The 9780-nt window shown below is 68.8% G+C and carries 12 protein-coding genes; all 12 read left to right on the top strand.

The genetic code is table 11. The features are described from left to right. The first annotated feature begins 4 nt into the window (after positions 1-4). The 12 genes from fliF to fliQ all read left to right on the top strand — a co-directional run bounded on the left by fliF (position 5) and on the right by fliQ (position 9697). Positions 5-1654, top strand: a complete 1650-nt coding sequence (gene fliF / locus AC3WJI_RS17520; RefSeq protein ID WP_492758576.1) for a flagellar basal-body MS-ring/collar protein FliF — start codon at positions 5-7, stop codon at positions 1652-1654. Further along, positions 1651-2661, top strand: a complete 1011-nt coding sequence (fliG, locus tag AC3WJI_RS17525; RefSeq protein ID WP_492758577.1) for a flagellar motor switch protein FliG — start codon at positions 1651-1653, stop codon at positions 2659-2661. The genes fliF and fliG overlap by 4 nt, the downstream gene beginning before the upstream one ends. Continuing rightward, entirely contained in the window at positions 2645-3379 is a 735-nt protein-coding gene (locus tag AC3WJI_RS17530; protein WP_492758578.1) for a FliH/SctL family protein, read from the top strand. Before fliG ends, AC3WJI_RS17530 begins: the two co-directional genes overlap by 17 nt. After that, complete coding sequence (locus AC3WJI_RS17535) at positions 3373-4704, top strand: FliI/YscN family ATPase (protein WP_492758579.1); 1332 nt, start codon at positions 3373-3375, stop codon at positions 4702-4704. The genes AC3WJI_RS17530 and AC3WJI_RS17535 overlap by 7 nt, the downstream gene beginning before the upstream one ends. Continuing rightward, positions 4697-5119: a hypothetical protein gene (locus AC3WJI_RS17540; protein WP_492758580.1), complete on the top strand. Its 423-nt coding sequence runs from the start codon at positions 4697-4699 to the stop codon at positions 5117-5119. The genes AC3WJI_RS17535 and AC3WJI_RS17540 overlap by 8 nt, the downstream gene beginning before the upstream one ends. Before the next feature lie 65 nt (positions 5120-5184). Then, positions 5185-6474 (top strand): flagellar hook-length control protein FliK, encoded by a 1290-nt coding sequence (locus tag AC3WJI_RS17545; protein ID WP_492758581.1) that lies wholly within the window; start codon positions 5185-5187, stop codon positions 6472-6474. A 17-nt stretch (positions 6475-6491) separates the two neighbouring features. Continuing rightward, on the top strand, positions 6492-7112 hold the full coding sequence (locus AC3WJI_RS17550; RefSeq protein WP_492758582.1) for a flagellar basal body-associated FliL family protein: 621 nt from the start codon (positions 6492-6494) through the stop codon (positions 7110-7112). 81 nt (positions 7113-7193) lie between these two features. Beyond that, entirely contained in the window at positions 7194-8063 is an 870-nt protein-coding gene (locus AC3WJI_RS17555) for a FliM/FliN family flagellar motor switch protein (protein ID WP_492758583.1), read from the top strand. Beyond that, a complete protein-coding gene (fliN, locus tag AC3WJI_RS17560; RefSeq protein WP_100282815.1) occupies positions 8060-8359 on the top strand; it encodes a flagellar motor switch protein FliN in 300 nt (99 codons plus the stop codon). The genes AC3WJI_RS17555 and fliN overlap by 4 nt, the downstream gene beginning before the upstream one ends. Continuing rightward, on the top strand, positions 8356-8610 hold the full coding sequence (locus AC3WJI_RS17565; RefSeq protein ID WP_492758584.1) for a flagellar biosynthetic protein FliO: 255 nt from the start codon (positions 8356-8358) through the stop codon (positions 8608-8610). The genes fliN and AC3WJI_RS17565 overlap by 4 nt, the downstream gene beginning before the upstream one ends. After that, entirely contained in the window at positions 8610-9425 is an 816-nt protein-coding gene (fliP, locus tag AC3WJI_RS17570) for a flagellar type III secretion system pore protein FliP (protein ID WP_492758585.1), read from the top strand. The genes AC3WJI_RS17565 and fliP overlap by 1 nt, the downstream gene beginning before the upstream one ends. Positions 9426-9427: 2 nt before the next feature. Continuing rightward, positions 9428-9697: a flagellar biosynthesis protein FliQ gene (gene fliQ / locus AC3WJI_RS17575; protein WP_492758586.1), complete on the top strand. Its 270-nt coding sequence runs from the start codon at positions 9428-9430 to the stop codon at positions 9695-9697. Positions 9698-9780 lie beyond the last annotated feature (83 nt).

A 9780-nucleotide genomic window follows, 5' to 3' on the forward strand; every position in this document is an offset into this window, starting at 1 on the left:
TGAGATGAGCAACGCACTCGCCCCCACCGACGCCGCCGGCATCCCCGCCCGCGCTCCGCTCCAGCAGCTCACCGGGCTGCTCGGCCAGCCTGCGGTCAAGCGCAGCTTGCCCTTCGTCTTCCTGATCGGGCTCGTCCTCGCCGGCGTCCTAGCCTGGTCGATGGTGTCGACCTCGCCGCAGCGGATCCTGTTCGCCAACGTCAATGATGCCGACAAGGCGGCGATCGCCTCCGCGCTCGAAGGCGCCGGCATTGCCAACCAGATCGACGGATCGGGCTCGATCACCGTCGCTGAGGATGACTATCACAAGGCGCGGATGCTGCTCGCCAGCGAAGGCCTGCCCAAGGCCGCGCCCGGTGGCTACGCGATCCTCGACAATTTGCCGATGGGCGTCAGCCGCGCAGTCGAGGGCGAGCGCCTCCGCCAGGCGCGCGAGACTGAGCTCGCCCGCTCGATCCAGGAGATCGATGCCGTCGCCGAGGCGCGCGTTCATCTCGCCACGCCCGAAGCCTCGGCGTTCGTGCGGGACCACGCCGCGCCTTCGGCCAGCGTCATCGTCAAGCTCCAGCCGGGCCGCGCGCTGGGCGAGCCGCAGATCCGCGCGATCGTCAATCTCGTCGCCTCGTCGGTGCCGGGCATGCAGCCCGATGCGGTGACGATCGTCGACCAGATGGGGGCGTTGCTGTCGAAGTCGGGCGGCAAGGACGGCGCGAGCGCCGGCGACACGCGCATCGATTTCCAGCGCCGCGTCGAAGACAAATATCGCGAGCAGCTCGCGCAATTGCTCACGCCCTTGGTCGGCGCGGGCAATTTCACCGCCGAGGTCCAGGCCGATATCGATCTCGATGAGAGCCAGGCGACGCGCGAGAGCTATGACAAGCAGGGCCAGGTGATGCGCGCCGAGCAGGGCGCCTGGACTGGCACGTCGAAGGACAATGCGAACCCCGGCGGCATTCCCGGCACGCTGTCGAACACCCCGCCGCCGCCGAGCCAGCTGGTCGCGCCCAATGCGGGCGGCGCCGCGCCGGTCGCCCCGGCTGCTCCCGCAACGCCGCCGCAGACCAAGCAGAGCGACAGCTTCACGCGCACCTACGAGACCGGCAAGGAGATCTCGGTCACCCGCGCGATGCCCGGCAATGTCCGCCGCCTCTCGGTCGCCGTGGTGCTGCGCGAGGAGCCCGGCAAGCCGCGCGCGCTTGCCGAGATCAACCAGCTCAACGAACTGGTCCGCGCCGCGGTCGGCTACAATGCCACGCGGCAGGACCAGGTCACCGTGATCAGCCGCAAGTTCAGCGCCGCTGCCGATTCCGGCAAGGCGGGTCCGGCTTGGTACGAGGCCGAATGGGTGCCGATGGCGGCGCGCAACGCGACTGCGCTGGTGATCGCGTTACTGGTGCTGTTCCTCGGCGTCCGTCCGCTCACCAAGGCCCTGCTCAAGAAGCGCGAGGACGCCACCCAGCGCCCCGGGCTGCCGATCGGCAATCCCGATGCCGAGGGTGCGCCGGCGGCGCTCCCCAGCGTGTCGATCGACATGCTCGAGGATCGCGGCAACAGCTATGATGATCGCGTCGGCCTGGTCCGCGGCTTCACTCGCGAGAATCCGGCGCGCGCCGCGCTTGCGGTGCGCGACATGATCAAGGCGGATGCGGCATGAACGCGGTGCGCAGCTTCAACGGCGTCGAGCGTGCCGCGGTGCTGATGATGCTCGTCGGCGAGGAGGAAGCCGCGGCGATCCTCCAGAAGCTCGATCCCGACGAGGTCCGCGATCTCGGCAAGGCGATGTTCACCGTGGCGGACGTCAGCGAGGCCGAGGTCGACCAGGTCCTCGACGATTTCGTGTTCAAGGCGCGGGGGCGCTCCAGCGTGGTATTCGACCCGCGCCCACAGATCGAGGGGATGATGACCAAGGCGCTCGGGGCCGACCGCGCCGAAGGCGTGCTTGCCCGCATCCTGCCACCCCAGGCCAATGCCGGGCTCGAGCAATTGCAATGGCTGGAGCCCGAGGAGATCGCCGCGATGGTCGCCGAGGAGCATCCGCAGATCGCAGCGGTCTTGCTCGCCCAGCTCGATTCCGACACTGCCGCGCAGGTGTTCGATCACTTGCCGCTGGACGTCCAGCCGCAGATCCTGCGCCGCGTCGCCAAGCTCGGACCGGTCCCGCCCGAGGCGATCGAGACCCTGAAGACGATGCTCGCCAACCGCGCCGCCGGTAGCCGCAAGTCGATCGGGCTCCAGATGGGCGGCACGCGCGAGGCAGCCAAGATTCTTTCGGGCGCGCGCAAGATCACCGAGCAGCGCGTGATGCCCAAGCTCGCCAAGATCGATCGCGAGGTCGCCCGGGCGATCGAGGAGGCGATGTTCGTCTTCGACAATCTGCTCGAACTCGACGACAAGAATCTCTCGACACTGATCCGCAGCGTCGATGCCGAGATCCTCACCAAGTCCTTGAAGGGCGTCGAGGAGGAGGTCCGAAATCGCTTCCTCGGCTGCATGTCGAGCCGCGCCGCCGATGGCATCCGCGACGAGATGGAAGCGCGCGGGCCGATGAAGCTCGCCGACGTGCTCGACGCGCAGAAGGTGATGATCGCGACCGCGCGCGGGCTGGTGAAGGACGGCACGCTCCAGATGCCGGGCAAGGGCAGCGATGACGACTATGTCTGACTTCGCCCCCGGTTTCGCCGGCCGCATCCACGCCGCCGCGCACGTGCTCCACCGCGCGTTCGACGGCGCCGCCTTCGCCGCCGCCGACATGGGCGCGATCGGCCGTCGCGGTTTCGAGGAGCCCGCGCCGGTATCGCCGCGCCATTTCTCGCCCGCGGATCCGGGCGTGAATCCCACGGAAGGTTGGGATCCGTTCGCCGTCGAAGTGCCGGCCCCGCCCACCGCCTTCGTCGACCCGATCGCCGCCGCACACGAGGCGGGGTTCGCCGAGGGCCGCGCCGCCGCGCTCGCCGAGATCGAGGAAGTCCGCGCCCGCGAGGCCGCGCTGCTCGATCAGGTCTCGACCGCGCTCGCCGGCGGCGCGCATTTCGACCGCGAGCGCATGGCCGGGCATCTCCGCCAGACCGTGCTCCATCTCGTCCAGCGGATGATCGGCGACGCCGGCGTGGCGCCCGACGTGCTCGCCGCGCGGATCGCCGCCGCGGTCGACCTGCTCGCCGACAGCGCCGAATCGGCCTTGCTGCGAATGCATCCCGACGACGTGCCTCTGGTCCAGGGCAAGCTCCCCGCGACGACCTTCCCGGTCGGCGATCCGCATGTCGCGCGCGGCAGCTTCGTGATCGAGAGCGCCTCGACGATCGTCGAGGACGGGCCCGACATCTGGCTCGAACAGCTCGCGCTGGCGATCGACCGCGTGCCGATACCGCCCGCATGCTGAATCCGAATTTCGCCGATGACTATCTCGACGGGCTCGGCTGCGGCGATTTCGCGCCGCGCGCCAAGGTGTCGGGGCGATTGTCGTCCTATGACGGGCTGCTGATGGAGGCGGTCGGGCTTTCGTTACCTGTCGGCACGGTCTGCGCGATCGGCGACGGGGCCGGGCGAGTCGAGGCCGAAGTGATCGGCTTCCGCGCCGGGCGCACCTTGATGATGAACCTCGGCGGCCCCGCAGCCCTGCTGCCCAACGCGCCCGTGCGCCCCGTCGGCCCGCCCGGCGAGGCCGAGGTCGGTGCCGCCTTGCTCGGCCGCGTCGTCGACGGCGCCGGCAAGCCGATCGACGGGCTCGGCGCGATCCGGGGGGCGGGCAAATGGCCGCTCGCCGGCAAGCTCCAGTCGCCGCTCGACCGCGGCCGGGTGCTCGAACCGCTCGACGTCGGCGTCCGCGCGATCAACGGGCTGCTCACCATCGGCCAGGGGCAGCGCGTCGGAATCATGGCGGGCTCGGGGGTGGGCAAGTCGGTACTGCTCGGGATGATCGTCCGCGCCGCCGAGGCCGATGTCGTGGTGGTCGGGCTGATCGGCGAGCGCTCGCGCGAAGTCGCCGACTTCCTCGAGACCAAGGTGTTCGGCGCCGCGCGTGCCCGCTCGGTGGTGGTCGCGGTCCCCGCCAACCATTCGCCGGTGCTGCGCATCCGCGGCGCGCTGCGTGCCACCGCGGTCGCCGAAGCTTTCCGTGCCGAGGGCAAGAAGGTCCTGCTGATCATGGATTCGCTGACCCGCGTCGCCCATGCCGGCCGCGAGATCGGGCTGGCATTGGGCGAGCCCGCCAGCGCGCGCGGCTATCCGCCCAGCGCCATCGCAATGCTCCCCAGCCTGATCGAGCGTGCCGGCACCTGCATATCGTCGGGCGGCTCGATCACCGCGATCTACACCGTGCTCGCCGATGGCGACGATGGCAACGATCCGGTCGTCGACAGTGCCCGCTCGATCCTCGACGGGCATATCGTGCTCAGCCGCGCGCTCGCCGAACGCGGCGTCTATCCCGCGATCGACCTCGGCCCCTCGGTCAGCCGGGTGATGACCGATATCGCCGAAAAACCGCATCTCCACGCCGCGCGCGTGCTGCGCCGCCATCTCGCCACTTACGAGGAAAATCGCGATCTCGTGCTGATGGGCGCCTACCGTCCCGGCGCCGATCAGGAGATCGACGCGGCGATCGCCTGCCACTCCGCGGTGATCGAATATATCCGCCAGGGCGCCGATGAAGTCGTGAGCCTGTGCGATGCCGTTGCCGAGCTGACCGGTGTGTTCGGCGATGGCTAGGACTGGCAAGAAGCTCGAACGGCTGCTTCGGGTCCGCACGCTCCAGCTCGACCAGGTCCGCGCGGCCGAGGTTCAGGCGCGCGCCAAGGTCGACCAGGAAAAGGCGCTGCGCGAACGCATCGCGGCGCTCGCCGACAATGTTTCGCCCTCCGCAGCGCCCACGTTCGCGACCTCGCTGATCGCTGCCGCGCATTATCGCGACCGGCTCCACCAGTCGGCACACGCCGCCGAGCGCCGCGTCATCGTCGCGCAGCAGGGGCTGGAGAGCGCGCGTGCCGCTACCCGCGAGGCGCATCGCGACCAGAATGCGATCGAGAAACTGATCGAGCGCGAGGATGCCAAGGCCGCGCTCAAGGCCCTGCGCGAACTCGAAGCGCTCCCCGCCGCCATGAGAAAACGGCACGATATTTGCTGAAATGCGCGGGTGACCAGCTTCATCCCGGGATTTCGCACTTGATCCAGCTTACGCCTCTTCCCGCCATGCCGCACGGGCCGATTCGTCCCGCTCTGCTGGCATCGGTGGACGGTAGCAGCTTCGCGCGCGCGCTGGGCGCGCTGGCGGTGCCGCAGGCGGCGCTGCCCGAGTTGCCGGATGGCGAGGCGTTGCTGCCCGGGCGGCAAATGCCTGCAACGACCGGCAAGGATTTGCCGGAGCCGGCCGAGGATGCGGACAGCGACGACGACGCCGAAGCGCAGGACGCGCCCGAGGACGGCACCAACATCGCCTTTGTCTGGTTCGCGGCCGCGCCGGCGCCAACTCCCACGCCGACGCCGGGCTTTGCCCCCGTCGCCTTGGCGTCCGCAAACACAACGACCCAGGCACCTCGCGAAGTCGCCGCGCTTCCCGATCTGCTCGCAGCCGCTCCGCAGCCGGAGACTGCAGCTGAGACGCCGGTGGCCCGCCAGGCCCCGGAAATCGCGGTCGCGGACGCACCCGCGCCGTCTCTGGCTCGGACCATCGCGCTTCCCGAGGCGCAAGCGGCTCCGACCGTCGATATCCTGGACGCGGCGACTCCGAAGGCCGTGCCGCCAGCGACCCCGGTAGCCACTAGCGCGAGGCTAATCATGCCCTCCGAGCCGGGCGATCGGCCTGCGCGACCGGTTGAGGCTCCAGCGCCGTCGGCCGGGCGTTCGTCCCCGCCGCTCGAAGGGCCGCAGACGGCGCAGCCGCTTCCCGCTACCGCCCTCGCCGTGCCGCCCTCGGTGCCGTTTGGCCCGGTTCTCGCCGCCCTCGCCGCGGCGGTGCCAGCCGCGCCCCTGCCGCTGCGCCGGGCACTGGCGATCGACCCCTCCGGTCTCGCGATTCCCCCAGCCGTGCCTGACGCCATGCCGCCCCATGCCGTCCCTGCTACGCCAGACACCCAGCACGAAGCGCTCGACACCCGCCGCCAGCAATGGATGGGCAAGATGGTCGAGACGATCGAGGCGATGCGTGACGCCGCGCCGGTCCGCGAGACGCGGCTCAGCCTGATGCCTGAGGCGCTCGGCAAGGTGGACGTTTCGATCCGCCACGACGGTGACCGCGTCCATGTCCATTTCGCCACCGAGACCCCGGCCGCGCGCCAGCTGATCGCCGAGGCACAGCCGCGGCTGAGCGAACTCGCCGAGGCGCGCGGGCTCAAGCTCGGCCAGACCAGCTTCGACAGCGGCAGTGCCGGGCAGGGGGAGAACCGCGACACTCGCCACAATCCCGCGGCGCAGCCCTCGGCACCGCGCCGCGCGCCATCCGATTCAACCGTCGCCGCCGCCGCCGACGACCGCATTGCCTGAGATCGAAGGAGACCATCATGGCCCAACCCAGTGACGCAACCCCGGCGCCCAGGAAGAGGAAGGGCGGCAAGCTGCTCATCCTCGTCGGCTTGCCCGTCGCCCTGCTCGGCACGGGCGGGGGCGCTGCGGTCTATGGCATGCAGGCGGGCTGGTTCAGCGTGAAGCCCGCCGAGGCCGAATCCGACGAGCCCAAATTGCTCGCCAAGAGCGAGGAGAAGCGCGCCGCGCTCAAGGCCGAGGGCGGCGAGGGCCATGGCGAAGGCAGCTCGTCCGAAGGCAGCCACGGCAAGCCCACGCCGAAGGGCGAGGGCGGCGACAAATATGCCTCCAGCTATTATCCGATGGAAAAGGAGTTCACCTCCAATCTTCAGGACAGCGTGCACTTCATCCAGGTCGGCATCGCCGTCTCGACGCCGTATGACGAGCGCGTCCTCGAAAACATCAAGACGCACGAGATCGCGATCCGCTCGCAAGTGCTGATGGCATTGGGCGAAACCAGCGAGGACGAGGTGTTTACTGCCGAGGGCAAGCGCCACATCCAGGATCGACTGGTCAAGGCCGTCAATGCCGTCCTGAAAGAAAAGGAAGGTTTCGGAGGCGTAAGTAACGTCTACTTTACCAATTTCATTGTTCAGTGAACGGGCATGGTTAACGCCCCTTCAGAACTCGGTGCTGCCGAACGGCGGGAACGCCCCCGCGCCAGCACGGAGCACGCGCCGGTGCTGGGCAGCACGAACCTCAATCCGTTCGGCGACCTGGTCACGCTGCAGCATCTCAGCGCGCGCTTGGCCAAGGCGCTGAAGCCGATATTCGACGGAGTGGCCCGCGCCGAGGTGCGTAGCTGGGCCGAGCCGCTGTCGGTCCAGCGCTGGTCCGATTACCGCGCCGAGCGTGGCCATGCGCTCACCGCGTGGCAGCCGCTCGCGATGGGAAATGCCAAGGCGCGCGTCCAGCTCGCGCTCGACGGCAAATATCTGTTCGAATTGCTCGACGCCTTTTTCGGCGGTGAGGGCGAGGCGCCCACGCCGCTGCCCACCGAATTCACGCCTGCTGCCGAAGCGCTGACGCTGCGGCTGGCCAACATGCTGGCCGCGCCGCTTGAGGCCGCCTGGGAGCCGCTGACCCGCGTCGCCTTCCGCGGCGTCGAGGGCGCGAATATCGGCGCGCTTCCCGAATTCGCCGCCGACGAGCCAGTGGTGGTCACGCGCTTTGGCATCGCACTCGGCGAGCGCAAGCCCGCCTTTGTCGACATCCTCTATCCCGTCGCCGCGCTGAAGCCGCACGCCGCCGCCTTGATGGTCAAGGTCCACGGGCTCCCCGCCGAGGTCGAGCCTGAATGGCGCAGCGGGCTGACCCGCGCAGTGATGGGCGTCAAATTCCCGATCCGCTCGGTACTCGCCGAGCCGGTCGTCCCGCTCGGCCTCCTGCTCGATCTCAAGCAGGGCGACGTGATCCCGATCGATTTCGGCCCCGAGGTTCCGGTGATGGTGGCGTCGCGCCGCCTGGGCACCGGCCTCGTCGGCACCGCCAATGGCCGCGCGGCGGTCCGGCTTACCCAATTCGAGCTCAGCGAAGAGGATTTCCGATGAACGACATGGCCGGGGGTTTCCCTGTCGACACTTCGGTGGCCGCCAATTTCCGGCTGCTCCAGGATGTCGACGTCAAGCTGACCGTCGAGATCGGCTCGACTTCGCTGTCGCTGCGCGAGCTGCTCGCTTTGGGCGAGGAGAGCGTGATCGAGCTCGACCGGGACGCCAATGAGCTGCTCGACATCTTCGTCAACGGCACGCTGATCGGCCGCGGCGAAGTGGTGACGGTCGGCGAGAAGTTCGGCGTGCGGATGACCGAATTGGTCAGCCCGGAGAAGCGGACTGCCCGCGCATGATGTGGTCGTACATCCTCAAGCTGGTGATCCTGCTGCCGCTGGTCTGCGGGCTGCTGATCGGCTGCCTCTATGCGTGGCGCAAGCTCGAGGCGCGGCTGCCCAAGAACCAGGGCACGCGGATGGTCCAGGTCAAGGAAACCATGATGCTCTCGCCCGGGCTGCGGCTCGCGGTGGTCGAGTTCGAGGGGCAGAAACTGCTCGTCTCGGTCAGCCGCACCGGCGTCACCCTGGTCGACAAGGCCACCGGCTGATGCTCGCGCGGCTCTCGGCTCCCCGCTCGATCGGCGGGCGCGCCGCCCTGTTCGTCGGGCTGCTCGCCTTTGTCATCCTCTTCGCCGCGCCGGCATTCGCCCAGGCAGTTCCGGCGCCGGCACCCGTGCCCGGTGTCGGGGACGCGGTCGACCGCGCACTGGGCGATCTCGGCGGCGGCAATGCGCCGCTCAGCCTGTCGCTCCAGGTCCTCATCATCATGGGCCTGCTCACGGTGCTGCCGGGCATCTTGCTGATGATGACCAGCTTCACGCGAATCATCATCGTCCTGTCGGTGCTGCGCCAAGCGCTCGGGCTCCAGCAGACCCCGCCCAACCAGGTGCTGATCGGCCTTTCGCTGTTCCTCAGCTTCTTCGTGATGGCGCCAGTGCTCAACCAAGCCAACACGACGGCGATCCAGCCTTATGCCGCCGGTCAGATCAATGCGACGCAAATGATCGAGGGTACCGGCAAGGCGCTCCACGGCTTCATGATCAAGCAGACCCGCAACCGCGACGTGAAGATGTTCGCCGACATGGCCAAGAGCGGCCCCTATGCGAGCCCCGCCGACGTTCCCTTTTCGGTGCTGCTCCCGGCCTTCGTCACCAGCGAACTCAAGACCGCGTTCCAGATCGGCTTCCTGATCTTCCTGCCCTTCATCGTCATCGATCTCGTCGTCGCGACGGTGCTGATGAGCCTCGGCATGATGATGATGTCGCCGACGATCATCTCGCTGCCGTTCAAGCTCCTGCTATTCGTGCTGGTCGACGGCTGGGCGCTGACCATGGGCAGCCTCGCCGCGAGTTTCGGGACCTAGGCGTGGACTCGGACTATTTCCTCACCGTCGCGCGCGAGGCGATGTGGGTGGTCGCCCTCGCCTCGGCGCCGATCCTGGTGCCCGCGCTGCTCGCGGGGCTGATCCTCGGCATGGTCCAGGCGGCGACCTCGATTCAGGAGCAGACGCTCACCTTCGTCCCCAAGCTGATCGTCGTCGCAGTGAGCCTGGTGATCTTCGGGGGCATGATCCTCGGGCTGCTCGGCGACTTCACCACGAGCATCTTCGAGCGCATCCCGGATCTGGTGAAGTGAGCGATACCCTCGTCAGTGCGCTCCCCTTCCGCTTGCGGGAGGGGTCGGGGGAGGGGCTGTTCGCCGGCGCCAATCTCGGTGAG

It is taken from the genome of Sphingomonas sp. FW306-1B-B10E, assembly GCF_058782005.1.